General features: G+C 59.5%; 22 protein-coding genes and 1 pseudogene. 4 read left to right on the top strand and 19 right to left on the bottom strand.

Annotation, left to right across the window (positions count from 1 at the left end; all coding sequences use genetic code 11):
- Positions 1 to 75: 75 nt before the first annotated feature.
- Entirely contained in the window at positions 76 to 1,314 is a 1,239-nt protein-coding gene (locus ACQKEN_RS14290) for a nucleoside recognition domain-containing protein (RefSeq protein ID WP_427686375.1), read from the top strand.
- On the opposite strand, the gene ACQKEN_RS14285 is transcribed toward ACQKEN_RS14290, so the two are convergent.
- The 9 genes from ACQKEN_RS14285 to ACQKEN_RS14245 all read right to left on the bottom strand — a co-directional run bounded on the left by ACQKEN_RS14285 (position 1,287) and on the right by ACQKEN_RS14245 (position 11,613).
- Complete coding sequence (locus ACQKEN_RS14285; RefSeq protein WP_427686374.1) at positions 1,287 to 1,925, bottom strand: ABC-type transport auxiliary lipoprotein family protein; 639 nt, start codon at positions 1,923 to 1,925, stop codon at positions 1,287 to 1,289. The genes ACQKEN_RS14290 and ACQKEN_RS14285 overlap by 28 nt on opposite strands.
- Positions 1,922 to 2,860: an MlaD family protein gene (locus ACQKEN_RS14280; RefSeq protein WP_427686505.1), complete on the bottom strand. Its 939-nt coding sequence runs from the start codon at positions 2,858 to 2,860 to the stop codon at positions 1,922 to 1,924. The genes ACQKEN_RS14285 and ACQKEN_RS14280 overlap by 4 nt, the downstream gene beginning before the upstream one ends.
- The gene (locus ACQKEN_RS14275; protein ID WP_427686373.1) at positions 2,860 to 3,666 is read right to left on the bottom strand and encodes an ABC transporter ATP-binding protein; all 807 of its coding nucleotides are present in this window, start codon (positions 3,664 to 3,666) and stop codon (positions 2,860 to 2,862) included. Before ACQKEN_RS14275 ends, ACQKEN_RS14280 begins: the two co-directional genes overlap by 1 nt.
- Positions 3,663 to 4,823, bottom strand: a complete 1,161-nt coding sequence (locus ACQKEN_RS14270; protein ID WP_427686503.1) for an MlaE family lipid ABC transporter permease subunit — start codon at positions 4,821 to 4,823, stop codon at positions 3,663 to 3,665. Before ACQKEN_RS14270 ends, ACQKEN_RS14275 begins: the two co-directional genes overlap by 4 nt.
- 19 nt (positions 4,824 to 4,842) lie before the next feature.
- Complete coding sequence (locus ACQKEN_RS14265) at positions 4,843 to 6,018, bottom strand: DUF5924 family protein (RefSeq protein ID WP_427686371.1); 1,176 nt, start codon at positions 6,016 to 6,018, stop codon at positions 4,843 to 4,845.
- A gap of 99 nt (positions 6,019 to 6,117) precedes the next feature.
- Positions 6,118 to 7,500: a M16 family metallopeptidase gene (locus tag ACQKEN_RS14260; protein WP_427686369.1), complete on the bottom strand. Its 1,383-nt coding sequence runs from the start codon at positions 7,498 to 7,500 to the stop codon at positions 6,118 to 6,120.
- A gap of 67 nt (positions 7,501 to 7,567) precedes the next feature.
- Positions 7,568 to 9,211 (bottom strand): Na/Pi cotransporter family protein, encoded by a 1,644-nt coding sequence (locus ACQKEN_RS14255; RefSeq protein ID WP_265387821.1) that lies wholly within the window; start codon positions 9,209 to 9,211, stop codon positions 7,568 to 7,570.
- A gap of 260 nt (positions 9,212 to 9,471) precedes the next feature.
- Entirely contained in the window at positions 9,472 to 10,239 is a 768-nt protein-coding gene (locus ACQKEN_RS14250) for a TerC family protein (RefSeq protein ID WP_108121304.1), read from the bottom strand.
- Positions 10,240 to 10,305: 66 nt separating this feature from the next.
- Complete coding sequence (locus tag ACQKEN_RS14245) at positions 10,306 to 11,613, bottom strand: CitMHS family transporter (protein WP_427686367.1); 1,308 nt, start codon at positions 11,611 to 11,613, stop codon at positions 10,306 to 10,308.
- Between the two features lie 323 nt (positions 11,614 to 11,936).
- Here ACQKEN_RS14245 and ACQKEN_RS14240 point away from each other — a divergent pair, with 323 nt between their 5' ends.
- Positions 11,937 to 12,338, top strand: coding sequence for a GFA family protein (locus tag ACQKEN_RS14240; RefSeq protein ID WP_427686365.1), 402 nt, complete (start codon positions 11,937 to 11,939; stop codon positions 12,336 to 12,338).
- Positions 12,339 to 12,368: 30 nt separating this feature from the next.
- On the opposite strand, the gene ACQKEN_RS14235 is transcribed toward ACQKEN_RS14240, so the two are convergent.
- From ACQKEN_RS14235 to ACQKEN_RS14190, 10 genes and pseudogenes are all read right to left on the bottom strand, one after another.
- On the bottom strand, positions 12,369 to 14,330 hold the full coding sequence (locus tag ACQKEN_RS14235) for a DUF4105 domain-containing protein (protein WP_427686363.1): 1,962 nt from the start codon (positions 14,328 to 14,330) through the stop codon (positions 12,369 to 12,371).
- The gene (locus tag ACQKEN_RS14230; RefSeq protein ID WP_133774174.1) at positions 14,327 to 14,647 is read right to left on the bottom strand and encodes a DUF2388 domain-containing protein; all 321 of its coding nucleotides are present in this window, start codon (positions 14,645 to 14,647) and stop codon (positions 14,327 to 14,329) included. Before ACQKEN_RS14230 ends, ACQKEN_RS14235 begins: the two co-directional genes overlap by 4 nt.
- A 37-nt stretch (positions 14,648 to 14,684) precedes the next feature.
- Positions 14,685 to 14,990: pseudogene (locus ACQKEN_RS14225) on the bottom strand (DUF2388 domain-containing protein).
- Between the two features lie 116 nt (positions 14,991 to 15,106).
- Positions 15,107 to 15,424 carry a DUF2388 domain-containing protein gene (locus tag ACQKEN_RS14220; RefSeq protein WP_133774179.1) on the bottom strand — a complete coding sequence of 106 codons (318 nt, stop codon included), beginning with the start codon at positions 15,422 to 15,424 and terminating at the stop codon, positions 15,107 to 15,109.
- A gap of 359 nt (positions 15,425 to 15,783) precedes the next feature.
- Positions 15,784 to 15,999 (bottom strand): DUF1127 domain-containing protein, encoded by a 216-nt coding sequence (locus ACQKEN_RS14215; RefSeq protein WP_093466716.1) that lies wholly within the window; start codon positions 15,997 to 15,999, stop codon positions 15,784 to 15,786.
- Positions 16,000 to 16,318: 319 nt separating this feature from the next.
- Entirely contained in the window at positions 16,319 to 17,812 is a 1,494-nt protein-coding gene (locus ACQKEN_RS14210; protein WP_427686360.1) for an acetyl-CoA hydrolase/transferase family protein, read from the bottom strand.
- Between the two features lie 185 nt (positions 17,813 to 17,997).
- Positions 17,998 to 19,443, bottom strand: a complete 1,446-nt coding sequence (locus ACQKEN_RS14205; RefSeq protein WP_427686359.1) for an NAD(P)(+) transhydrogenase (Re/Si-specific) subunit beta — start codon at positions 19,441 to 19,443, stop codon at positions 17,998 to 18,000.
- Complete coding sequence (locus tag ACQKEN_RS14200) at positions 19,443 to 19,763, bottom strand: NAD(P) transhydrogenase subunit alpha (protein WP_427686357.1); 321 nt, start codon at positions 19,761 to 19,763, stop codon at positions 19,443 to 19,445. The genes ACQKEN_RS14205 and ACQKEN_RS14200 overlap by 1 nt, the downstream gene beginning before the upstream one ends.
- Before the next feature lie 11 nt (positions 19,764 to 19,774).
- Positions 19,775 to 20,896, bottom strand: coding sequence for a Re/Si-specific NAD(P)(+) transhydrogenase subunit alpha (locus tag ACQKEN_RS14195; RefSeq protein ID WP_427686355.1), 1,122 nt, complete (start codon positions 20,894 to 20,896; stop codon positions 19,775 to 19,777).
- Between the two features lie 424 nt (positions 20,897 to 21,320).
- A complete protein-coding gene (locus tag ACQKEN_RS14190; protein WP_427686353.1) occupies positions 21,321 to 22,217 on the bottom strand; it encodes a LysR family transcriptional regulator in 897 nt (298 codons plus the stop codon).
- A 172-nt stretch (positions 22,218 to 22,389) separates the two neighbouring features.
- On the opposite strand from ACQKEN_RS14190, the gene ACQKEN_RS14185 reads away from it, so the two are divergent.
- Both ACQKEN_RS14185 and ACQKEN_RS14180 read left to right on the top strand, forming a co-directional pair.
- Positions 22,390 to 23,571, top strand: a complete 1,182-nt coding sequence (locus ACQKEN_RS14185) for an acyl-CoA dehydrogenase (RefSeq protein WP_122534346.1) — start codon at positions 22,390 to 22,392, stop codon at positions 23,569 to 23,571.
- 10 nt (positions 23,572 to 23,581) lie between these two features.
- Positions 23,582 to 24,802, top strand: coding sequence for a CaiB/BaiF CoA transferase family protein (locus tag ACQKEN_RS14180; RefSeq protein WP_427686351.1), 1,221 nt, complete (start codon positions 23,582 to 23,584; stop codon positions 24,800 to 24,802).
- The last annotated feature ends 478 nt before the right edge of the window (positions 24,803 to 25,280 follow it).

Genomic DNA, 25,280 nt, shown 5'->3' with positions numbered 1-25,280 from the left:
AAACCCTGGCCCCGGCCGGGGTTTGTTGTTTCTGCCCCCGCCGTTATCATCGCCGCATCTTGTGAGGGGATTTGTATGCTGAACGGCCTATGGCTTGGGTTTTTCGTGGTCGCGGCGATATCTGCGCTGGCGCAATGGCTGGTCGGGGGCAATGCCGGCGTTTTTGCCGCCATGGTCGAGAGCATCTTCGCCATGGCCAAGCTGTCGGTAGAAGTCATGGTGCTCCTGTTCGGCACCCTGACCCTGTGGCTGGGCTTTCTCAACATTGCCGAAAAGGCCGGAATCGTCGACTGGCTGGGTAAAGTCCTGGCGCCGCTGTTTCATCGCCTGATGCCCGAAGTGCCACGCGGCCACCCCGCGTTGGGCCTGATCACCCTCAACTTTGCCGCCAACGCGCTGGGTCTGGACAACGCCGCCACACCCATCGGCCTCAAGGCCATGCGCTCGCTGCAAGAGCTCAATCCCAGTAAGACCGTTGCCAGCAATGCGCAGATCCTCTTTCTGGTGCTCAACGCCTCTTCGCTGACGCTGCTGCCAGTGACCATCTTCATGTACCGCGCCCAGCAAGGCGCCGCCGACCCCACCATGGTGTTCTTGCCGATCCTGCTCGCCACCAGCGCCTCGACGCTGGTCGGTCTGCTGTCAGTGGCGTTCATGCAGCGGCTCAAGTTGTGGGACCCGGTGGTGCTCGCCTACCTGATCCCCGGCGCGTTGCTGCTGGGCGGCTTCATGGCCGTACTGGCCGGGTTGTCTGCCGCTGCGCTGTCGAGCCTGTCGTCGGTGCTGGGCAACGTGACGCTGTTCGGCATCATCATGCTGTTCCTGGTGGTTGGCGCGCTTCGCAAGGTGAAGGTGTACGAAACCTTCGTTGAGGGCGCGAAGGAAGGCTTCGACGTCGCCAAGAACCTGCTGCCCTATCTGGTCGCGATGCTCTGCGCCGTCGGCGTGCTGCGCGCATCGGGCGCGCTGGATCTGATTCTTGAGGGAATTCGTCACGTGATTCAGTGGGTCGGCCTGGACACCCGCTTCGTCGATGCGCTGCCGACGGCGCTGGTCAAGCCGTTCTCCGGCAGCGCGGCACGGGCGATGCTGATCGAGACCATGAAGACTCAAGGCGTCGACAGCTTCCCGGCCCTCGTCGCGGCGACGGTTCAAGGCAGCACCGAAACCACGTTCTATGTACTGGCGGTGTATTTCGGCGCCGTAGGCATTCAGCGGGCGCGACACGCCGTGGGTTGCGCGCTGCTGGCGGAATTCGCCGGTGTGGTCGCCGCGATCGCCGTCTGCTACTGGTTCTTCGGCTCGGCGGTGTAACGCTTCTCGCCCTGCTCAACGGTCCATCGCAACATTTGGGCGGCCAGCGTATCGCTGGCCTGACCGAATGCCGAGACCACCGCCGACACCTGCTTGTCGGCCACCGGCTGACGCACTTCGAAGCGCCGGCTCGCCACAATCCGCTGGCGATCATCAGCGAGCCGCGCATCAAGGCGAATCACCACTTCAATGGCGACCCCGCGATACTCGCTCTGAAACGCCTGCAGCTCCCCGCCCAATTCAAAATCAGCCTGCAGATTACTGTCGTCGGTGCTGATCGACTGTACTCGCCCATCGCGATAGAACGCATCGGTCAGGCGGTTGCGCAGCAGAACCGGGGCCGGATCACTCCAGCGCGCGCCTTTGTAGCTGCTGATGACATTGCCTTGGGGGATGACGGCGATACGCGGGCTGTCCAGTGTCTCGCTGGATTTGGGCCGTACCACCCGCAACGACCACGATACGGGCGAGGTCCCTTTGCTGGCCGGCAATGCCGTTGGCAACCGGTAGACGTCTGAAGGCGCCTGCTCGGGGAGGATCGAGCAGGCGCCGAGGGACAGCACGGCGGCCGCCAATAACAGCCGAGTGATGGACTGACCGACAAGCCTCATGGCTCGAACTCCTTATTCTTCTCGCTGCCCAGCAAGTAGCCGCTCGGGTTGGCATTCAGGCTGCGCGAGATGGTTTTCAATGAGCTGAGGGTTTCACGCAGCTCGCGAATCGCCGGGCCCAGTTCGCCCAGCCCTTGCAGCCCGTCGTTCACCGAATTCTGGTTGTTCTTGAGCAGCGTGTTGATGGTCTGGCTGCTCTGTTCGAGGGATTTCATCGCCTGTTGCGCACTGGCGATGGTTTGCCTGCCGTCGCTGGTCAGCAACTGGTTGGCGTTGCGCATCAGCGTAGAGGTCTGCTCCAGCGTCGCGCCGGCCTGCTTGCTGAGCAGTGTCATCTGCTTCAGGGCCTGACGAATGTCGTCGCGCTGATCGGAGATCGCTCCGGTGGTCTGCTCCAGATGCTGCAGCGTGCGCGACAGCGTCTCCACGTTGTTCGAAGAAAACATCGCGTTGGCATTGTGCAGCAGTGCATTGGTGCCGCTGAGCAAGTCGTCGCTGTCGTTCAGCAGCCGCGAGATGGGCGACGGTGAGGCGATGATCACCGGCAGGTTGCCGCCCTCGCCCTTCAGCGCCTCGCTTTGCGGTGTGCCGCCACTGAGCTGAATCAGCGATGTACCGGTAATGCCGGCCAATGCCAGTTTTGCGAAGGTGTCGCGCTTGATCGGGGTTTCACCCGCAACGCGAATCTGCGCCAGCACGCGGCGCGGGTCTTGGGGGTCGAGGCGCAGCTGCACGACGTCACCGACCTTGATCCCGCTGTACTGCACCGGACTGCCGCGAGACAAACCGCTCACCGCCTCGTTAAAGACAACCTGATAGTCCTTGAACGCCGAGTCGACGCTGGATTTTGCCAGCCACAGACCGAACAGCAGCGCGGCGGCGACCACGATGACCGTGAACAGGCCGATCAGAACGTGATGGGCGCGGGTTTCCATCATGAGACCTCGTGTGGGTGGGTGGCCGCCGAATAGGCCGAGCGGCCGCGCGGGCCATGAAAGTATTCGTGAATCCAGGCGTCCTTGGTGGCAGACACCCTGTCGATGCTGTCTGCGACCAGCACGCGCTTTTGCGCCAGCACGGCCACTCGGTCAGTGATTGTATAAAGCGTGTCGAGGTCGTGGGTGACCATGAACACGCTTAACCCCAATGCGTCGCGCAGGGTCAGGATCAACTGGTCGAACGCACCGGCGCCAATCGGATCGAGCCCGGCAGTGGGTTCGTCCAGAAACAGGATGTCCGGGTCCAGCGCCAGTGCTCGCGCCAGCGCCGCGCGCTTGATCATCCCGCCGGAGAGAGACGCGGGATACTTGTGCGCCGCTGACAGCGGCAGCCCGGCCAACGCCATCTTGATCCCGGCCAGATGCTCGGCTTCCTGGCGGCTCAGCCCGGCGTGTTCAATCAGCGGCAGCGCGACGTTCTCCGTGATGGTCAGCGATGAGAAAAGCGCGCCTTTCTGAAACAGCACACCGAAACGTCGTTCCACCTGAGAGCGTGCTTTATCGGACAGATTCAGCAAGTCCTGACCCAATACGCGGACACTTCCGGATGCAGGTCTTTGCAGCCCGACAATGCTGCGCAGCAAGACCGACTTGCCTGCCCCGGAGCCGCCCACTACGCCAAGGATTTCCCCGCGATACAGGTCCAGATCGAGATCCTCGTGCACCACTTGCGGGCCGAAGCGATTGCTCAGGCCGCGGACCTCAATCACCGTCTCGACGGGTTGTACGCAACGGCGGGTCACCAGCCGATCTCCATGCAGAACATCGCGACCAAGGCGTCCAGCACGATGACCACGAAAATGGACTGCACCACGCTCGACGTCGTATGAGCCCCAACGGACTCAGCGCTGCCCTCGACCTTGAAGCCTTCCAGACAGCCAATGGCGGCGATGAAGAACGCAAAGATCGGTGCCTTTGCGATACCCACGAGGAAGTGCTGCACGCCGATATCGGCCTGCATCAACGACAGAAACATCGCCGGCGAGATACCCAGGGACAAAGCGCAGACCACGCCGCCACCGACGATGCCGCAGATCATCGCGAGAAAGGTCAGCATGGGCAGCGAGATGAGCAACGCGATCACGCGGGGCAATACCAGCAACTCGGTAGGACTCAGCCCCAGGGTTTGCAGCGCATCCAGTTCCTCGTTGGCTTTCATCGAGCCGATCTGCGCGGTGAAGGCGCTGGCCGTACGACCGGCCAGCAGGATGGCGGTCAACAGCACGGCGAATTCCCGCAGAAACGAGAAGCCGATCAGGTCAACGGTGAAAATAGTCGCGCCAAAGGCCTTCAGAACCGTGGCGCCGAGGAAGGCCACCACCGCGCCGACCATGAACGTCAGCAGCGCCACAATGGGCGCGGCGTCCAGGCCGATTTGCTCGATGTGAGCAATGACGGAGGTGGTGCGCCAGCGCCGGGGGCGAAACAGCGTAGAGGCAAAGGTCTGCAGGATGAGCCCGATGAAGCCCAGCAGCTGCAGCGTGTCCTTCCAGATCACGTCCACCGCCGCGCCAATTCTCGCCAGCAGCTGCATCCCCACGGCCGCTTCAGGCTCCCGGACTGGCCGGCAATAGTCAGCCAATGCGCTCTGGATGGTCTGCATCAGTGCGCGGCTGGATTCCGGCAGGTTGGGCGCTTGCACGGCCAGCAAACGCAGGCGCTGCACGCCGAGCAGCTCTACCAGCAACGACGCACCGGCGGTATCGAGCGCGCCGAGTTCGTCCATGTCCACGAGGGTGGCTGGACCGAATCCGGCGCTCAGTGCATCGGTCTGGCGTTTGAGTTCGCGGTAGTGGGCGAGCGTCCAGTCTCCGGCAATCCGCAGCTGTACCGGATTGCTCGAAGTGTCCATCAAGACGCGTCCTGGAACCTTGGGCGCGGAGGAAGCCTGGGTGGTCAGTGGGGTCATAGCAACGAGCTTAGTTGGTTTTGGCCGGGGCAGATGGGTTCTCGGCTGGCGCACTGTCTGCGGTTTTTTTCGCCTCGGAATCATCCGGCTTCGCAGCGTCGGTGCCTGGCTTCAAGCCTGCCGGCTTGATCTTGTTGCGAGTGACCGCCGGCTGATCCCGCTCAGTCACGTCGAAGCGCAGCACGCCAATCATCTGCCCGTCCTCGGTGAGCACCCTCACTTGCCATTTGCCGAGCACGTCCGGCGGAAAATTCTGCTTGTGCGTCCAGGCCCGGTAGCCTTCCTCACGACCGCCCTTGATGTCTAGAGCGATACGCTCTATTTCCTCGCCATTGTGGCGCCACACGTGATAAATCCGTTCATTCAGGCCGCGCGGGGCGTTGATCGACGTGTAGGCGTAAAGCCCGGCGCTGCGCAGCTGGTTAACGCCGATCTCCTGAATGCTCTCGCCGGGGGTGCGATTCTGGTTATCGAAGCGCGTACTGATCGCTGCTTCGGTCAGCCAGAGCGTTGCCGGCGGCACCCAGAATCGCGCCATCCAGCCTACACCGCCGATGGCCAGTGTCATGGCCACCACGCCGAGGCCGCGTTTCCAGTTGTTGATCGGATAGCCCGACGCCAGGCTCGGGAAGGACAGCAGCATCGCAATGCCCAGCGCCAGCTTGTAACTCTCGGCCGTGGTCAGGTGGACGATGATCGGCAGCGCCGTGAGCAGTGCGGCGAACAGCGTCAGGGTATGCAGGGCCATGAACAGCCATCGACGCGGCGCCAGCCATTTGTAATACAGCGGGTCGATGATCGAAATCAGGCCTGCCGCCCCGAGCAGCCCGGTGAATGCCAGCTGGCCGCTGTACCACGTTGTGGTGACGAAGAAGAACGGCAGGACGAAAAACAGGCTTTCCTGATGGATCATCTGAGTGCCGTAGCGCAACAGCGGCTGCGGGATCTCGCGTTTAAACATTTTCGCGAACAGGGCGACCGCGCTGTTTTCCACCATGAGCCAGATCCAGCTCACCAGCAGAATGGCTGCAATCCAGGTCGCCAGCTTGGCCTGGCGATCCACCAGAATGAAGCTGCCGATGCCTGAGCAGAACCCGAAGAACGCAATCAGCCCGGGGTAGCGCTTGATGAACTCCAGCACGCGCTGTACCAGCGAGTGCTGAATGATTGCGTTAATGTCCGGCATCTTGGGCGTCGCTCTCAGGTATAGGTCGAGGTGTATAAAAAATAACCAAAATCGGACTGCGCCCACTTCGACGAAATCTTACAGAGCCAAGCGCCTCGCTTACAGCGGCCGCTTCTTGTAAACCCGCCATCGCCAGAGAATCAGCAGCGCCACCAGCGCCGTCAGCAGGCATCCGACGGCGTACAGCTCGTCGTAACTGAGCAGTGGCTCCTCAACGCGAAGATACCCGGGTTGCGCCAGCAATTGACGCATCGCCTGATTGGCCAGATCCAGGCTCACGCCCCGGGTTCGCTTGGCCGGGTCCAGAAAGCGGCCGTCGTCGTAATCATTCAGCGCACCCCAGTAATAGTCGGCCAGCGCGCTATTGCCTTGAACCGCCCAGGCCTGCTTGGCAATCGACGCCTGCTGCAGCCGCGCAAAGGTGGCCGGGTCCATGCCTTCCTTGCGCAGCCGCTGCAGCATCGAGCGGACTGCGGCAGTGGCCGAATCGACGTCTTCGCGGTAGAGATCGGCGTTCAGGCTGAGAAAGCCGGTGTCCCCGAACGCTTCGCGATCGGCCCATGGTCCGTAGGAATAACCCTTGTCCAGACGCAGCTCGCTGTACAGCGCCCAGTCCAGATAAGCCTTCACCAGATCCCAGGTTTCATCGTGCTGCTCGCCCATGTCCGGCTCGGGGAACAGCAGATGCAGCTTCGCACCATCGCCCAATGCGCCGCGGATCAGCGTGCGCTCAGGATCGGCCTTTTCGGTCATCGAACGAAGCGGCGGGTGTTCCGTAGGATCCACCGCATTGAGCTGGCCGAAGGTGCGCTCCAGATACGCAGGCAGCAACTTGTCGAGGTCGCCCACGATGATCAGTGTCATGTTGTTGGAGGCGTACCAGTTGTCGTGGATATTCTCGATCTGCTCCAGCGTGAGGTGATCGACCTCGGGCCGCTCCGGGCATTTGAGACCAAGCTCTACGGCAAGCTGGCTGCTGGCGCCGTGGCCCAGATCGCGTTTGTCCAGCCAGCGTTGCAGATGCGAATAATGGCCACCGTCTTCACGGGCGACGATGCGCTTGGCGGTGTCCAGATTGGCTTGGTTGATTTGGGCGTGGGTCAGCAGATTGAGCAGCAGGTCGAGCACCTTGCGCTGATTCTGCGCCGGCGCCTCGATGACGAAGGTGGTGTCGGTGTTGCTGGTGAACGCGTTCCACTCCCCGCCCAACGCTTGCATCTGCTGCTCAAGGCCGCCCTCACCGCTGTTGTCGATCCCGCTGAAGAGCAGGTGCTCAAGCAAGTGCGGCAGCTCTTTGTCTTCGCATTTGAAGTCATCGAAGCCAATGCCGACGACGAGACGAATGGAAACATGGCCTTTATCCGCAGGCTTGAGCAGCAACTGCAAACCGTTGGGCAGCACGTAGCCCTCAACCTGAAACCGGTCAAGGGCTATGGAAGAAAGGGATGTCAGAACCAGACAAACGAACAGCAGGCAACGCATAAAAACGGGCTTCCTTGCGGGCCGGTATGTGTAACAGACTTCGCAGCGGCCCCTGCGTTCACCACGATTAATCCGCGTTGCCCTCGCTGGACAAGGCGCCTGTGTCAGTGGTTTCAAGGACCGCGTAGGCGCTGCTGCAGAACAGCGAGTTCAAGCGTTTCATGTCGGAAATCAACTCGAGGTGCAGGGAGCTGGTCTCGATACTCTGCACGATCTTACGTTGCAGCCTGCTGACATGGGCGTGGGCCAGGCGCCGCTCCTGTGCCCGAAAACGACGTTTTTCGCGCAACAACTGGCGCGCGCTTTCCGGGTCACCGCTGAGGAAGACCGACAGGCCAAGGCGCAGATTGGCCATCAGTTGCTCGTGCAGCCCGGAGAGCTCTTCCAGGCCGACGTCGGAAAAAGACCGGCGCTGCGAGGTCTTTTGCTGCTGGACCTTGCGCAGCATGCGCTCGATCAGCCCGCTGGCCAGCTCCAGATTGATCGCAAGTTCGATGATTTCGGCCCAGCGGCGATTGTCCTGATCGCTGAGGTCGTCGCGGGGCATCTGCGCCAGGTACAACTTGATGGCGTTGTAGAGCACCTCGACGTCGTCGTTGAGCCGGCGCACTTCCTGAGTGACCGCGGTCTGGTTGCCACGCAGCACCTCTTGCATGGCATTGAGCATGCTGTCGATCAGATCGCCCATGCGCAGGGTTTCGCGCACGGCATTGGCCAGCGCCAGGCTCGGCGTGGCGAGTGCAGTCAGGTCCAGATGGCGAGGCTTGGTCTGGCCGTTGATCTCGGCCTGCTGCGGCAGAATCGATGCGCACAGGCGCCCCATCGGCCCCACCGTCGGCAGCATGATCAGGCAACGCAACGAGTTGTAGATCACATGAAAGCTGATGACCAGGCTCGACGGGCTGACGTTCAGCGTGTCCATCCAGGCCACCAGCGGGGTCAGCACCGGGGTGATCAGCAACAGGCCGATCAGCTTGTACAGCAGGCTGCCCAGCGCCACTTGCCGCCCGGCGACGTTTTGCATGCTGGTGCTGAGGAATGCCAACAGACCGCTGCCGATGTTGGCACCGATCACCAGGCCGATCGCCACCGGCAGGCTGATGATCTCCGCGCCAGCAAGAGTCGCCGTTAGCAGCACGGCCGCCAGGCTTGAATAGGAAATCAGCGCGAACATGGCGCCGACCAATGCGTCGAGCAGAAGATCGCCCGTCAGCGAGGCGAACAGCACCTTCACTCCAGCCGCCTGAGTGATCGGCGCGGCGGCAGTGACGATCAGCTGCAAGGCGAGGATGATCAGGCCCAGACCAATGCCAACACGACCTAGCTGGCCCACTCGGGTTTGCTTGCGCGACAGAAAGAAGATCACGCCCAGAAAGATGAGCAGTGGCGACAGCCACGACAGGTCGAACGTCAGGATTCGCGACATCACCGCTGTACCGACGTCGGCACCTAGCATGATGGCCAGCGCGGGCGTCAGGCCCATCAAGCCCTGGCCGACGAAGGACGTCACCAGCATCGCCGTGGCGTTACTGCTCTGCACCACAGCGGTGACGAGTATCCCCGCGACAAATGCCAGCGGGCGTTTGGACATGTTCTGGCCAATGACACGGCGCAGCTGCGACCCGTAGACACGCAGAATGCCCGTCCGAACGATGTGTGTGCCCCAGATCAACAGCGCGACGGCGGAAAGCAAATCGAGCAGGGTCAGCATACGGAGAGCCCCCTGTAGGTTGCCCATCGGGCAAAGTTAAAAGGTCCAGCGTCTAGCGAGCGTAAGCGCTTGAGGTGCATCGGCAGCGCGCTCAACTAAGCTTTAGTCGGCCTGTGGCCTTAATGCCAGCATGGCACAGCGGATTATTTCTTGAAACAAATCTGTAACAAATCAGGTGTTTGAAAGCCCCACCTTAGCGCCCTGCCAATAAAAAACGGGGCATTCACAGCCCCGTTGTTTTGACGTTCGCGCGGCGGACGTTATTGACCCGGCACGTCCTTGCGAAGTTTCACCGGGTCCTGCATCGCACGCTTTTTAGCCATCGACGTGCGCATCTTGATGTTGATCGCTTCGACCGCCAGCGAGAACGCCATGGCGAAGTAAACGTAGCCTTTCGGCACATGCACATCGAACGACTCGGCAATCAGCACGGTACCGACGACGATCAGGAACGACAGCGCCAGCATCTTCAGCGAAGGGTGCTTCTCGATGAAATCGCTGATGACGCCCGCGCACAGCATCATGATCAGCACAGCCACGATAATCGCCGCGACCATCACCGGTACGTGGGAAACCATGCCGACGGCGGTGATGACCGAATCCAGCGAGAATACGATGTCGATGATTGCAATCTGAAGGATGGTGTACAGAAACATGCCGCCCTTGCCTTTCGGCTCGTCCAGCGTCTCTTCCTCGCCTTCCATGCCGTGGTAAATCTCTTGAGAGCTCTTCCACAACAGAAACAGACCACCGAAGAACAGGATCAGATCGCGTCCGGAAATGCCCTGGCCCCAGACCACGAACAGGTCGTCGGTCAGGCGCATGACCCAGGTGATCGACAGCAGCAGCAGAATCCGCGTCACCATCGCCAGTGCCAGACCGAAGATGCGAGTGCGCGGCTGCATCGCCTTGGGCATGCGGCTGACCAGAATCGAGATCATGATGATGTTGTCGATGCCCAGCACGATTTCCAGGGCAGTCAGCGTGAAGAAAGCAACCCAGATCTCAGGGTTGGTCAGCCATTCCATTACGTATTCCTTTAAACGTTCGTATTCCCGCTGGCGCGGCGGCGTCAGAGGGAGCGTTGAGTTGCGTTATAGACTGCTGAAGAACGGAAAAATCCCCATCAGCAGCGCAGCGATCAGAATGCACACGCACACCAGCACGGCCCATTTGAGGGTAAAGCGCTGGTGATCACCGAACTCGATGCCCGCCAGTGCCACCAGCAGATACGTCGAAGGCACCAGTGGGCTCAACAGGTGGACGGGCTGGCCGACGATCGAGGCACGTGCCATTTCCACCGGGCTGATGCCGTAATGCGCAGCGGCTTCGGCCAGTACCGGCAGCACGCCGTAGTAGAACGCATCGTTGGACATGAAGAAGGTGAACGGCATGCTGACCACGGCAGTGATGACGGCCAGATAAGGACCCATCGCTTCAGGGATCACGGCCAGCAGGCTCTTCGACATCGCGTCAACCATTCCGGTGCCGGACAGGATACCGGTAAAGATCCCCGCAGCAAAAATCAGTCCGACCACCGCCAGCACGCTGCCGGCGTGGGCCGCAACGCGGTCTTTCTGCGCTTGCAGGCACGGGTAGTTGACGATCATCGCGATACTGAATGCGATCATGAACAGCACCGGCAGCGGCAGCAGGCCCATGATCAACGCGACCATCAGCGCCAGTGTCAGAGCACCGTTGAACCAGATCAGCTTGGGGCGGCGGGCTTCAGGAAACTGGGAAACGCTGATGTCGCTGTGATCGCCTTCGTCACCGGGCAAGTGCAGCTCACCCAAGCGCGCACGCTCGCGTTTGCCGTAGAAGTAGGCGATCACCAGAATCGCCACAACGCCTGCCAGCATCGCCGGAATCATGGGCACGAAGATGTCGGATGGATCGACATGCAAAGCACTCGCCGCACGCGCGGTCGGGCCGCCCCATGGGGTCATGTTCATCACGCCGCCGGCCAGAATGATCAAGCCGGCCATGATGCGCGGACTCATGCCCAGACGGCTGTACAGCGGCAGCATGGCGGCCACGCAGATCATGTACGTCGTGGCGCCGTCACCGTCCAGCGAGACAACCAGCGCCAACACCGCCGTACCGACCGACACCTTGACCGGGTCGCCCTTCACCAGCTTGAGGATCTTGCGCACGGCCGGGTCGAACAGTCCGGAGTCGATCATCAGTGCGAAGTAAAGAATGGCGAACATCAGCATCACGCCCGTTGGCGCCAGCTTGGTGATGCCGGCCAGCATCATTGGGCCGATTTCCGAGGCAAAGCCACCGAACAAGGCAAAAACGATAGGAACGATGATCAAGGCAATCAGCGCTGACAGGCGCTTGCTCATGATCAGGTACATGAAAGCAACGACCATGGCGAAGCCGAGGAAGGTCAACATAGCAATACTCCAGCGTTACGCGGCGTGGGAACGGACGAGACGAATCGATCAGCTCAAGACGAGCGGCGCGTGGAGTCGGGTAGTACGGAGGGGGTACTGCAGGGCACATGCAAGCATCGGGAATCACCTAATTGTTGTTGTAGATGGGCCGGAGAACGTCAAGCGCGTTCGTCCTGGCCGACCGGTCTGTCGCCGGCGGTGAGGTGATGCTAAACGGGGAAGCTTTCAGCCAGCTTTCGTTGCACTTCTGAAGTTGACGAGCGGGAGTTTGAGTTATCGACCTCAGGATGCGGTCAGACCCATACATAACCGGGAGAGTGCTCATGAGTGAATTGCATACCGGCGGATGCCATTGTGGCAATCTGCGTTACCAGCTTGATGGGCCCTTGGATGATGTTGCCCACTGCCACTGTTCGATTTGTCGGCGCACGTCAGGCGGCATCGTGATGACGTGGACCAGCGTGCCTGTCGATACGTTCAAATGGCTGGCGGGAAGTCCGACCGCCTATGATTCAGGGCCGACGTGCGTCAGGTATTTCTGCAATAACTGTGGGGCGCAGGTCGCGCTGTTCAGCCGCAATAGCCCGGAAACCATGGACGTGACCATCGCGACCCTTGATCACCCGGAGCTGACGCCTGCCGATCGACACATCTGGACCGACAGCCGCCTGCCCTGGCTACACCTGGACGAGCATCTGCCGGGTGAGCCAGGTGAAACTGCCTGAGTCATCGCGCAGCGTGCATCTGGGGAACGATCAAGGCAGCTCCAGCCCGCCCGACGCCTTGTGCAATGCCCGCAGGTGTTCGCCGACTTGCTTGAGATTGTCTTCGGTCGCAGCAATCTCGGCAGCGCGGTCGGGATCGAGCAGCGCCCTCACCTCTTTGTCCAGATCGCCGCTGAGCCGCTGAAGCTGTTTCTGCCGCTGACTGCTCTCGTCTTCCAGACGCTGCCACTCGCCTTCCTGCGGCAGACCGTAGCCGCCGCTTCCGAGCAGTTCCGCCGGGCGACTCAGAAATCCGCTGTTGGCCAGAATGTCCTGCAGCGTGCCAGTCGCCCTGGAGACGCCGTTATCCTTTTGCTCCACGGCACTGAGGTATCGCTGTTTGACCTCATCCTGCGCGAGCAACAACTGACGACGCAGCCCGGCCTGTTCCAGCAGCAGCATCGCCGCGCTGGTGCGTAGATCCGCCTGAGCGAAATAAGGGCGTCGCTCTTGGGGCGTCAGTGCCAGCCAGTCTTCCACCGTGGTTTGCTTGACACGGGTGGTCTTGCGCAACACATCGAACATCGCCTGGTAACGGTCTCGGTACGAGTCGAAGCGGTAGCCCATGCGCAGCGCTTTCTTCGGATCGTCCAGCACGCTGGTGTCCGCCAGCCCTCTGCCCTTCAGGACTTCCAGCAACCCGTTGGGCATGATGCTGTCCAGCCCGACAAGCCGCGGATCGTTAGTGCCACTGCGAAGCAGCTTCAGGTTTTCCACCGCACAGTTATTGGACAGGAACCAGTAATCCCCGTCGTATGCCCAGTGCATCTCGGCAGCATGCTGAACCAGACCGTTGATCTCTTCGCGGGACAGTTTCAGCGGGACCGAGGCCAGGCCGCGCAGTTCGGTCTTGGTGTACTCATCGATCACCTGACCCAGTGGCAGGACAAACAGGCGCGACGGGTACTTGCCGGTCAAACCGCTCCAGCTGGACAGCTGCAGATCGTTTACAAAGGCGCGGTACGACAGCACCAAGTGCTGATCCAGATCCAGCCGGCAATCGGGGCCGCGCGGGCGACCGGGCTTGCAGATCACCAGCCGCAGCATGCTATGGCCCCAACGGCTCGCCAGATTCTGGTTGGCTTCGGCCAGCAGGTAATCGACTTCGTATACGCGTTCGGGGTCGAGCTTGCCCAGCGGCTCTCGGGCAAAGTCGTTCCCGGCGTTGAGATAAGGATAGGACGTCGGACACTGATCCTTCGCCGCTGGCGCCCAGTCGAACCGATCCTTGTAATAGTCGTACAGGGCCGGGCGGCGGCAGGCATAAGCCGGATCGAGGAGGAAGTACTCCATGTTCACCGCAACGAATTCCAGCGGGCTGCTGATTTCGTAGATGTCCGGACTGCGCGCGACCTGGCCGTTGCGCTCTTCCCTGTCACCGCGGCGGCCGACGTACTGCGGCCAGCCAGCCAGATCCAGAAGCCGCGGATCATCGCTCAACGTGAAGCGTCGGTCGGTCTGGCCCCGGCAGCTGTCACGCAGGCCAACCTTGCCTACGCTCTTGCCCTGCCGGGCACAGGCAACGATCAGCTTGCGGTCTTCAGGGGACCAGAGCTGCGCGTGATCATAAATGTGGGTCAGCTCATGCAGCACCGTAGCGAGCATTTCCTCGCGCACGGTGCCGTGGGGACGGTTGGTTCGGGTCGTTGCTGCGCTGCCGTCAGTCAGCCCTGCGAGCAGGTTCTGATTCAGGTCCAGCCGGTAAGGACCGTCCGCACGACCGTAGGCATTGGACGGCATGTCGTCTGTCCAATGCACTTCGACCTTGCGATCAAGCTTGCTGACGAACAGCGGCGGCAGATGCGCCATGGCTTCGTCGAGCAATGTCTGGCTGGCCTTTTGTTGGGCAGGACTGAGCCCGTCGGTATGCAGCGACAGGCTGAGGTCGGCGAAGGCGCTCGTGCAAATCAGCGAGAGCGCCGACGTCAGCAGCCAGACAGCGAGGTGTTTCACAGTGCGAGGATGGCCTCGGCGAGGTCCTGATCACTGGCAGTGCGTGCTTCAGGCAGACGATCGCGCAGGGTGATGAAGGCTGCGTCGAGGAGTGCGCCGTGGATATCGCCGTTGCTGGCGACATAGCTGGCGGCATCGTCACGCGCTTCAAGCACGAGTTTCCAGTTGCGCACCGAGGAGGTGGTGTCAGAGGTGAAATCGATGCTGCGGCCGAGGGCGCGAACGACGATGTTACTGGTGGCCTTCAGGGTTTGTGCCTGTGCCATATCAGTCAGCAAGAGCAGGCCGAGGGCGGCAGCGATCAACGGGGTACGCATGGAACGTCTCCAAAATACGGAAGTTACAAAAAAGTGATTATTGGACGAGGATTGCCTGCGCCAGTTCAAGGTCGCTTGCATGAAGTTTTGGACGGGATTGACGCAGGTACGCCAGCGCCGATTCCAGCCGTGCTCCTCGCAGTTAGCCGTCACTGGCGACAAACACTGCAGCATCATCCTGGGCGGCAATTATTAACTTGCTATCGAAAGGCCCGGTCGTCACCTGGCTGGTGGCGTATCCGGTTTTGACCAGGCTTTGTGTGGTCACATCGAACGCCATAACCTGAGTGGAAATACTCAAGGTGGCGGTGACGGCAAGCACTAAGCGAGACAACGAATGCATGGCTATTCAGGGCTGTTCAGGTTCTGCGAAACGAGTCGCAAGGCTAGCGCAAGACCCTGGTCAGAGCTAGTGCAAAGACCCGGGCGCGCGTTTGAGAAACCTGTCGGGAAGCTGAATCAGATGGCAAGAATCGCTTGCGCGAGTTGCGCGTCCGAGGCTTGCAGGCCAGGTGCGACTTCGCGGATGTGTTGCAAGGCGCCCTGGAGCTTCACGCCACGGATCTCGCCTTCGCTGGCAACGAAGCTTGCTGCGTCGTCGCGAGCGGCCAGGACGATCTTGTCGTCATGAAAGGAGGACGAGATTTTCGACGTGGCATTGGACGATGCATCCAGCGCACGGACAATGGTGTCGGTTGTAACAACGAAACTGGAAGCCTGGGCCCCGGTAGCAGCAACGATCAGGAAAGCGGCACTCAACAGGCGAACGCGAGACATACGGGCACTCCAAAATAACGGGATTCGAAAACCACTGACGGTGAAATCGGAAGCTCAGCCTTAGCTGTCTCGCGAGTGCGTGGTCGAGGTGGCGCAAGATTAGCTTATAAGCGAGCCCGCTAACCATCCTCGCCTTACGCAAGCAGCCGGCGTGCGGACCATTACTGCTGAAATCGCCTGGAAACATTGTTCTGTATGGGTGTCGCGTGAAAACAATCAAAACTGTACTGGTTTTGCTTACAGGCTATGCGCTGGCCTGAAACGACAAAACCCGCCAGCAGTAACCTGCTGACGGGCTTTGTTTGAACAATTCGGGTTGCTGGCGAGAGGCACGTGGCCTGGGACCAGCAGACGCTAGATTAGCGCCAGAACGGCTTGCTCAGCTCTTCGTAACGCTGGGATTCGCTGATACCGGCGTCGGCCAGCAAACGTGCATCCAGACGAGCCAGTTGATGGCGGCTGGACAGACGACGCTGCCAGAGCATCAGGTTGGCGAACATGCGCAGCGGCAACGAGGCTTGTGCGGTTTTTGCGGTGTCTTCGTAGAACAGTTCGGAACTGACGGTGCGTTCCATGATGCTTCTTCCTTCCGCTTGTGGCGGGATTAGAGAGTGACTTGATTGGTGACAATATTCCTCTCATTGCCCTTCTCTCTCTAGACACAGTTCATTTGTATTGTGCTGCTCCAGTTAACTGTTAAACACCACTGTTTTGTACAGAAGTGGGGCAACTGTATGGGTCTGCACCATATGTGTGCTTTTTGGGTGCGTGCATCGCTGATTTCCTGTTTTACCTAAGCGAAATCACCCGTACAGCAGTACAGTTCTTGCAGGATTTTCGTTCAGGCCACGAACTGTGACGACGAAAGGTCGTCACTACCCTCAAACTGTGTTTTCAGATCGCCAGCATGTGACCCGTTTCTTCCAAATTAAGGTGCCAGCTCAGTGCATCCCGCAGCACATGCGGGGTGTGACCGCCAATTGCGCAGGCGCGGCGGAAATAATCATTCAGCGCCTCGCGGTAAGCCGGATGCACGCAGTTGTCGATGATGACCCGCGCACGCTCCCGGGGTGCCAGGCCTCGCAAGTCGGCCAGTCCTATCTCTGTCACCAGGATGTCCACGTCGTGTTCGGTATGGTCCACATGGCTGACCATGGGCACTACGCTTGAGATCGCCCCGCCCTTGGCGATGGACTTGGTTACGAAAATGGCGAGATGGGCGTTGCGGGCGAAGTCGCCTGACCCGCCTATCCCGTTCATCATGCGCGTGCCACCCACGTGTGTGGAGTTGACGTTCCCATACAGGTCGAATTCCAGAGCGGTGTTAATGCCGATGATGCCCAGGCGGCGGACGACCTCAGGATGGTTGGAGATTTCCTGAGGCCGCAGTAACAGTCTGGATCTGTACTGGTCCAGATTGTCGTAGACCGCAGAGTGCTTGCGCTCGGACAGCGTCATGGAACAGCCCGATGCAAAATCCAGCTTGCCCGCCTCGAACAGATCGAACGTCGAGTCCTGCAACACTTCCGAATACATGGTCATGCCGTGAAAGGGTGAATCGATCAGCCCTGTCATGACGGCATTGGCGATCGTGCCTACCCCCGCCTGCAGCGGCATCAGTTGATTGGTCAGGCGGTTCAGCCGCACTTCGTTCTTGAAGAACTCGACCAGGTGGCCTGCGATTGCCTGGGTGTCGGTGTCAGCCGGCAACACGGTCGATGGCGAGTCGGTTTGATTGCTGATCACGATGCCGACGATCTTGGCTGGATCGATCTTCACGGCCTGGCTACCAATTCGGGTATCGGTCTTGAGCACCGGGATCGGCAGGCGCGTTGGCCGGTAAGTGGGTATATAGATGTCATGCAGCCCCTCGAGCTCCAGAGGCTGTGCGAGGTTGATCTCGATGATCACGTGTTCGGCAAGAATGGCGAAGCTCGCCGAGTTGCCGACTGACGTGCTGAGCACCAAGTGCCCTTCTTCAGTGATCGCCACGCATTCAATCACGGCGATATCCACGGCCTTGATCTGGCGATTGCGCAGTTGCTCGACGGTGTCCGACAAATGCTGGTCAATGAACATCACGGTGCCATCGTTGATGGCCTTGCGCAGGGTGCTGTCGACCTGAAACGGCATGCGACGGGAGAGCACGCCGGCTTCAGTCAGCTGCTTGTCCAGATCGTTGCCCAGGCTGGCACCCGTCATCAGGCTGATCTTCAAGGGTGTTGTCCTGGCCCGGTCAGCCAGCGCCTGGGGCACGGCTTTGGCTTCGCCGGCGCGGGTGAAGCCGCTCATACCGACGGTCATGCCGTCCTTGATCAAGGAAGCGGCGTCGGCCGCGCTCATTATCTTGCTCATCAGCGAAGGCAGACGGATTCGTTCACGGTGCATGTTGTTTAATCTCAGACAAAGATGCGTGAGCGAAGTCTAGAGATTTGAGGTTTGTTCGTCCCGCTACCAAGGTCGCAATAAAGGCTCTAATTAGCGCCTCTGCGCGAGAAACACTTTTACCCGGGCTGTAAAAAACCCTCGGCCATGACCTGCGCCGAGGGTTGTTTTATCGCGGTTTGCAGCGGTTATTCGATCGCTTTGACCATGTCCTCGATGACTTTTTTGGCATCACCAAAGACCATCATGGTTTTGTCCAGATAGAACAGCTCGTTATCCAGGCCCGCGTAGCCGCTGGCCATGGAGCGCTTGTTGACGATGATGGTCTTGGCCTTGTACGCCTCAAGGATCGGCATGCCGGCAATCGGCGACTTGGGATCGTTCTTGGCCGCCGGATTGACCACATCGTTGGCGCCAAGCACCAGGACGACGTCCGCCTGACCGAATTCGGAGTTGATGTCCTCCATCTCGAACACCTGATCGTAAGGCACCTCGGCCTCCGCCAGCAGGACGTTCATGTGCCCCGGCATCCGGCCAGCCACCGGGTGGATCGCGTACTTCACGGTGACTCCCGCGTGGGTCAGCTTCTCGGTCAACTCCTTAAGCGCGTGCTGCGCTCGAGCGACCGCCAGCCCGTAGCCGGGAACAATGATCACGGTATCCGCGTTGGTCAGCAGGAAGGTCGCGTCGTCAGCCGATCCCGATTTAACCGGCCGGGCTTCCTGGGTGCTGCTCGCAGCACCGGCATCCGTTGCCCCACCGAAGCCGCCACCGATCACGTTGAAGAACGAGCGGTTCATCGCTTTGCACATGATGTACGACAGAATCGCGCCGGAAGACCCGACCAGAGAACCTGCGATGATCAGCATCGAGTTGTTCAGCGAGAAGCCAATTCCTGCTGCTGCCCAACCTGAGTAACTGTTGAGCATCGACACCACGACCGGCATGTCCGCGCCGCCAATCGGGATAATCAGCAGCACGCCAATCACGAAGGCCAGGATCAGCATGATGCTGAACGCGAACAGGCTACCCGTCAGCATGAACGTGATGCCGAATAGTAGCGTCGACAGACCAAGGATCAAATTGAGCTTGTGCTGACCGGCAAACTGCACGGGTGCGCCCTGAAACAGGCGGAATTTGTATTTGCCGGATAATTTGCCGAAGGCGATGACAGAACCGGAGAACGTGATCGCCCCGATCGCCGCACCAAGAAACAACTCCAGACGGTTGCCCGCAGGAATCGGATCGCCCAAGTGGTGAACGATGCCCAGCGACTGTGGCTCGACCACGGCAGCGATGGCGATGAACACGGCTGCCAGGCCAATCATGCTGTGCATGAAAGCGACCAGTTCCGGCATCTTGGTCATTTCGACGCGCTTGGCCATGATCGAACCGGCAGTGCCGCCGACCAGCAAGCCAACAAGGATATAGCCAATGCCGGCGCTGGCACCGTCGGTGGACAATGCGGCCAGTTTAAACACCAGTCCGATCGTGGTCAGAACAGCCAGGCCCATGCCGAGCATGCCAAACAGGTTGCCTCGACGCGACGTGGTCGGGTGAGACAACCCCTTCAGCGCCTGGATGAAGCAGATTGCCGAAACGAGGTACAGCAAGGTGACAAGGTTCATGCTCATTACTTGGTCACCTCGTCTTTAACCTTGGGCGCTTTCTTTTTGAACATCTCCAGCATGCGCCGGGTGACCAGAAAACCGCCGAAGACGTTAACCGCAGCCAGCGCGACGGCCAAGGTGCCCATGGTTTTGCCCAGTGGTGTCACTGTCAGCGCTGCGGCGAGCATGGCGCCAACGATGACGATGGCCGAGATAGCGTTCGTGACTGCCATCAGCGGCGTGTGCAGCGCAGGCGTCACGTTCCAGACCACGTGGTAGCCGACGTAAATGGCCAGCACGAAAATGATCAGGTTGTAGATACCGGGTGAGATGAACTCTTCCATTATTTTTATCCTCAGCCGTTCTTGCGGATGACTTGGCCATCGCGGCACATAAGGCACGCGGCAACGATGTCGTCTTCGAGGTTGATCTGGAACTGTCCTTCGGGGGTGAAGAGCAGCTTCATGAAGTCCAGCAGGTTGCGGGCATAAAGAGCAGATGCATCCGCCGCGACCATGGCGGGTAGATTCGTGTGGCCGACGATGGTCACGCCGTGCTCGACCACGACTTGGTCGGCCACTGTCAGCGGGCAGTTGCCGCCTTGCGCCGCGGCCAGATCGATCACCACTGAACCGGGCTTCATCTGCGCGACCGTGTCAGCGCTCAACAGCACCGGTGCTTTGCGACCGGGGATCAGCGCCGTAGTAATCACGATGTCCGCCTGCTTGGCACGCTCGTGCACGGCCACTGCCTGACGCTGCATCCAGCTGGCCGGCATTGGGCGGGCGTAACCTCCGACGCCGACGGCAGCCTCGCGCTCCTCGTCGGTCTCGTAAGGGACGTCAACGAACTTGGCCCCTAACGACTCGATCTGTTCCTTCACCGCCGGACGTACGTCCGAGGCCTCAATGACCGCACCCAGACGCTTGGCAGTGGCGATGGCCTGCAGCCCTGCAACGCCCGCTCCGAGAATCAGCACGCGCGCTGCTTTCACCGTACCGGCCGCTGTCATCAGCATGGGCATGAAGCGCGGGTAGTGATGCGCCGCCAAGAGCACAGCCTTATAGCCGGCGATGTTGGCCTGGGAAGACAGCACGTCGAGGCTTTGCGCGCGAGAGGTGCGTGGCGCGGCTTCGAGGGCAAAGGCGGTGATCCCGCGTTCAGCCAGCCTGGCGATCATGTCGTTATTGAAAGGGTTGAGCATCCCGACAACCACTGCGCCGTTTTTGATCAGCAGCAGCTCAGCTTCGCTGGGAGCGGAGACCTTGAGGATGAGTTCGGCGCCAAACGCATCAACGGCGCTACCGATCAATGCACCTGCTGCCTCATAAGCACTGTCTGTCACGCTCGCTGCAATGCCCGCGCCGTTCTGAACAGTCACCGTGTGGCCTTGGGCGATGAGCTTTTTGATGGTTTCGGGAGTGGCGGCGACCCGGGTTTCACCAAGCTGGGTTTCGAGGGGGACTCCAATGTGCACGTCAAATCTCCTGCGTGATCTTATTGTCTTTAATTAGGCCAGCGCGCTACGGCCCGAGGGCTGGAATTGCGATCACTACGCCCTTTAAAACAGCCGGGCGCGGCATTTTGCAGGGGATACCAGAGGCCTTCAAGGGTTTCTGTAACTGAACTAAAAATGTACTACAAGTCACCCTGTGACCGATTGACGCATCAAATCAATCAACTACTTGATTTATATGAGTTTTGACGAATTAAACGCAGATAAAGGAATTCGAGCGCTAGAAATTGAAAATGACAGAGAACCTGCTGGAGGGCGCTATTTGTATGACTATTGAAGTGTTGAATCAAAATAGAACTGTGTGTCGTAAATGCGACATATCAAGATATCTGTAGGTTTTTAAAGACGAGCACTACATGAAGAGGTCCGGGTTGCGGTTGAGCGTTCAGGGCAGCGAGTAGGTCTCCGCCTGCTGAATCAGCCAGTCGCGAAACGCTTTCAGTGACGCCGATTCCGTCTTGCGCTCCGGAATCATCAAGTAATACGCCTTTGTGCTTGAGAGCTGGTGAGGGTTGGCAATCATCAGGCGCTTTTCGGCCAATTCATGCTGAATAAGGAATGGCGGGATCAGCGCCACACCCATGTCATGCATAGCTGCCTGCGCGAGCATGGAGAATAGCTCGTAACGCGGACCTGTCATGTCGCGGGCCACGCCCATGTCCAGCGAGTTGAACCACTGCCGCCAGGCGTAGGGCCGAGTGGTCTGTTGGAGCAGCGGCATCTCGGCCAGTTCTTGAGCGCTGATGCTGTTCCGTGCCCCAAGCAGTGCAGGGCTACAGACTGGCATCGGGTTTTCGCCCATCAGTCTGTGAGAATCGGTACCGGACCAATCAGCATCACCAAAGTAGATCGCCGCGTCGAATTCGGTATCCGCGAACAAAAAGGGCCGCGTGCGGTTGGTCAAGTTGATAGTGACGTCAGGGTGCTTCTGCTGAAAATCTTTCAGGCGCGGAAGTAGCCATTGCGTGCCGAATGTAGGCACCACCGCGAGTTCGATCACATTGACGCCCTGATGGCCCATCACCGACAGCGTGTCGCGTTCAACGGCATCGAGTTGCGTTGCGATGCGCCGGCTGTAGGAAAGGCCTGCCTCAGTCAGCTTCACGCCCCGTCTTGAACGTCGGAACAGGCCGACATTCAAGAACTCTTCCAGGCTCGCGATCTGTCGGCAGATTGCGCTCTGGGTCAGGGAAAGCTCCTCGGCCGCCTTTGTGAAGCTCTCGTGCCGCGCGGCGGCCTCGAAGCTCACCAGCGCAGCGGTGCTTGGAATTTTACGACGCATGTACCTTTGCCTCACTTAAAAGGGTCGGCCGGCTGCTGCATGGCGTGTTTCGGAGTGAGAAATTAGCACAAGATGATGCGAAATCGTCGTTTGCTCCATGAAGGGTTCAGGCCTAGGCTCGCTTCATTACTTTTCCGGGAGATCCGGAAGCGCATTTGGTGAGGAGAGAATCATGAGCGGCAAGGCAAGTTTCAGTTGGATTGATCCCCTGTTGCTGGATCAGCAACTCACCGAAGAAGAGCGCATGGTTCGTGACAGCGCCGAACAGTTCGCAAGGGACAAACTGGCGCCGCGTGTGCTTGAGGCCTTCCGGCATGAGAAGACAGATCCAGCGATCTTCCGCGAGATGGGTGAGATAGGTCTCCTCGGCGCCACGATCCCTGAGCAGTACGGGGGCAGCGGCCTGAATTATGTGTGTTACGGCTTGATCGCTCGCGAAGTCGAGCGCGTCGATTCCGGTTACCGCTCAATGATGAGCGTGCAGTCCTCTCTGGTCATGGTGCCTATCAACGAATTCGGTACCGAAGCGCAAAAACAAAAGTACCTGCCAAAGCTCGCGTCGGGTGAATGGATTGGTTGCTTCGGCCTTACCGAACCCAATCATGGTTCGGATCCTGGCGCGATGATCACTCGTGCGCGGAGCGTCGAGGGCGGCTACCGTCTGACCGGCAGCAAAATGTGGATCACCAACAGCCCTATCGCCGACGTGTTTGTTGTCTGGGGCAAAGATGACGCTGGGGACATCCGCGGCTTCGTATTGGAAAAAGGCTGGCAAGGCCTGACTGCTCCAGCGATTCACGGCAAAGTCGGCCTTCGCGCTTCGATCACCGGCGAGATCGTGATGGACAACGTGTTCGTGCCGGAAGAGAACATCTTCCCGGACGTCCGTGGTCTAAAAGGGCCTTTCACGTGCCTGAACTCCGCCCGCTACGGCATCTCTTGGGGCGCTTTGGGGGCTGCCGAGTTTTGCTGGCACACCGCGCGTCAATACACACTGGACCGTCAGCAGTTCGGCCGTCCGCTCGCAGCTAATCAGCTGATTCAGAAAAAGCTCGCTGACATGCAGACCGAGATCACGTTGGCGCTTCAAGGCTGCCTGCGTCTTGGCCGGATGAAGGACGAGGGCACTGCAGCCGTGGAAATCACCTCCATCATGAAACGCAACTCCTGCGGCAAGTCGCTGGACATCGCGCGTATGGCGCGTGACATGCTGGGCGGCAACGGCATTTCTGATGAGTTCGGTATCGCCAGACATCTGGTCAACCTGGAAGTGGTCAATACCTACGAAGGTACTCATGACGTCCATGCGCTCATCCTGGGGCGCGCGCAGACCGGCATCCAGGCCTTCTATTAAGGAGCCTGCAATGGGCGCGTTATCGCATTTGCGTGTGCTGGACTTGTCTAGGGTGCTCGCCGGCCCGTGGGCAGGGCAGATTTTGGCTGACCTGGGTGCAGAGGTGATCAAGATCGAGCGCCCGGGCAATGGCGACGACACGCGCGCCTGGGGACCGCCCTTTCTGAAGGATCCGCGCGGAGAAAACACGTCCGAAGCTGCCTACTACCTATCTGCCAACCGTAACAAACAGTCCGTCACTATAGACTTCACTCGGCCTGAAGGGCAGAGGCTGGTTAGGGAGCTGGCGGCGAAGTCCGATATCGTCATCGAGAACTTCAAGGTTGGCGGGCTGAAGGCCTACGGTCTGGATTACGAATCGCTGCAGCTGGAAAATCCCAGGCTCATCTATTGCTCTATTACCGGATTTGGTCAGACGGGGCCCTACTCCAAGCGAGCAGGTTACGACTTCATGATCCAGGGGCTCGGTGGGCTAATGAGCCTCACCGGTCGTCCCGAAGGGGAAGATGGCGCAGGACCGGTCAAGGTCGGCGTGGCGCTGACGGATATTTTGACGGGGCTGTATTCGACTTCTGCGATTCTTGCTGCTCTGGCGCATCGGGATCAAGGAGGGGCTGGTCAGCACATCGACATGGCATTGCTGGACGTGCAGGTCGCATGCCTGGCGAATCAGGCAATGAATTACCTCACGACGGGCATATCGCCAAGGCGCCTGGGCAATGCTCACCCGAATATCGTGCCCTACCAGGATTTCCCCACTGCCGATGGCGATTTCATTCTCACGGTGGGGAATGACAGTCAGTTCCGCAAATTCGCAGAAGTGGCTGGGCAACCGCAGTGGGCCAGCGATCCGCGGTTCGCGAGTAACAAGCAGCGCGTAGCGCATCGTGCCGAGCTCATCCCGTTGATCCGGCAGGCTACTGTCTTCAAGACCACAGCTGAATGGGTAACGGCGCTGGAAAGGGCAGGCGTTCCATGTGGGCCTATTAATGATGTCGCGCAGGTATTCGCAGATCCACAGGTGCAGTTTCGCGGTTTACAGATTGAGTTGCCGCATGCATTGGGCGGGACTGTTCCTCAGGTCGCCAGCCCGATCCGTTTATCAGCGACGCCTGTTGAATACCGACGTGCGCCGCCGTTGTTGGGAGAGCATACGTTGGAGGTTCTTACTAGCGTATTGGGGTTGTCAGACACCGAGGTAATGCAGTTGCGTGACGCGGGCGTTCTTTGAGGGCTGATGCTCTCGCGTGTCTATTCGGCCAGTCTCTGTATAAACAGAAGGAAGTGTCGGATTTCGTTAGGGTTTTGGCTTTTTCACCAAAAGTTCAAATTAGGTGTTGACGCCTCTCTGGATGTGTCTATAATTCGCCCCACTTCCGGCGCAGACGAAACGGAAAACTCCTTGATAATCAAAGAGTTGGACGAAGTAAGCAGCGAGGAATGCTTCGGTTCAGATGCATGAATCGACAGCGGTGAAAAAGGTAGTTGACAGCAGGTTGTAACGCTGTAGAATTCGCCTCCCGCTGATGTGAGACGTTAAGTCGAACGAAGCGCAAGTGGTTGAAGTTGATAAGGAAACTTTGAAAACTTCTTAAAATAACCGCTTGACAGAGGCAAGAGACGCTGTAGAATGCGCGCCTCGGTTGAGACGAAAGATCTTAACCACCCGCTCTTTAACAACTGAATCAAGCAATTCGTGTGGGTGCTTG

Source organism: Pseudomonas sp. NPDC078416, assembly GCF_050268485.1.
GTDB lineage: Bacteria > Pseudomonadota > Gammaproteobacteria > Pseudomonadales > Pseudomonadaceae > Aquipseudomonas.
The sequence above is the reverse complement of the archived record's forward strand: the minus strand, read 5'-3'. Positions and strand labels throughout refer to the sequence as shown.

Bases quoted from the DNA above. Each gene is read 5' to 3' on its own strand.
- ACQKEN_RS14255 (WP_265387821.1), bottom strand. From the start codon at position 9,211: ATGCTGACCCTGCTCGATTTGCTTTCCGCCGTCGCGCTGTTGATCTGG.
- ACQKEN_RS14210 (WP_427686360.1), bottom strand. From the start codon at position 17,812: ATGCACCGTGAACGAATCCGTCTGCCTTCGCTGATGAGCAAGATAATG.
- ACQKEN_RS14240 (WP_427686365.1), top strand. From the start codon at position 11,937: ATGAGTGAATTGCATACCGGCGGATGCCATTGTGGCAATCTGCGTTAC.
- ACQKEN_RS14205 (WP_427686359.1), bottom strand. From the start codon at position 19,443: ATGAGCATGAACCTTGTCACCTTGCTGTACCTCGTTTCGGCAATCTGC.
- ACQKEN_RS14215 (WP_093466716.1), bottom strand. From the start codon at position 15,999: ATGGAACGCACCGTCAGTTCCGAACTGTTCTACGAAGACACCGCAAAA.
- ACQKEN_RS14260 (WP_427686369.1), bottom strand. From the start codon at position 7,500: ATGCGTTGCCTGCTGTTCGTTTGTCTGGTTCTGACATCCCTTTCTTCC.
- ACQKEN_RS14265 (WP_427686371.1), bottom strand. From the start codon at position 6,018: ATGCCGGACATTAACGCAATCATTCAGCACTCGCTGGTACAGCGCGTG.
- ACQKEN_RS14285 (WP_427686374.1), bottom strand. From the start codon at position 1,925: ATGAGGCTTGTCGGTCAGTCCATCACTCGGCTGTTATTGGCGGCCGCC.
- ACQKEN_RS14280 (WP_427686505.1), bottom strand. From the start codon at position 2,860: ATGGAAACCCGCGCCCATCACGTTCTGATCGGCCTGTTCACGGTCATC.
- ACQKEN_RS14230 (WP_133774174.1), bottom strand. From the start codon at position 14,647: ATGCGTACCCCGTTGATCGCTGCCGCCCTCGGCCTGCTCTTGCTGACT.
- ACQKEN_RS14200 (WP_427686357.1), bottom strand. From the start codon at position 19,763: ATGGAAGAGTTCATCTCACCCGGTATCTACAACCTGATCATTTTCGTG.
- ACQKEN_RS14180 (WP_427686351.1), top strand. From the start codon at position 23,582: ATGGGCGCGTTATCGCATTTGCGTGTGCTGGACTTGTCTAGGGTGCTC.
- ACQKEN_RS14245 (WP_427686367.1), bottom strand. From the start codon at position 11,613: ATGTTGACCTTCCTCGGCTTCGCCATGGTCGTTGCTTTCATGTACCTG.
- ACQKEN_RS14185 (WP_122534346.1), top strand. From the start codon at position 22,390: ATGAGCGGCAAGGCAAGTTTCAGTTGGATTGATCCCCTGTTGCTGGAT.
- ACQKEN_RS14290 (WP_427686375.1), top strand. From the start codon at position 76: ATGCTGAACGGCCTATGGCTTGGGTTTTTCGTGGTCGCGGCGATATCT.
- ACQKEN_RS14190 (WP_427686353.1), bottom strand. From the start codon at position 22,217: ATGCGTCGTAAAATTCCAAGCACCGCTGCGCTGGTGAGCTTCGAGGCC.
- ACQKEN_RS14250 (WP_108121304.1), bottom strand. From the start codon at position 10,239: ATGGAATGGCTGACCAACCCTGAGATCTGGGTTGCTTTCTTCACGCTG.
- ACQKEN_RS14220 (WP_133774179.1), bottom strand. From the start codon at position 15,424: ATGTCTCGCGTTCGCCTGTTGAGTGCCGCTTTCCTGATCGTTGCTGCT.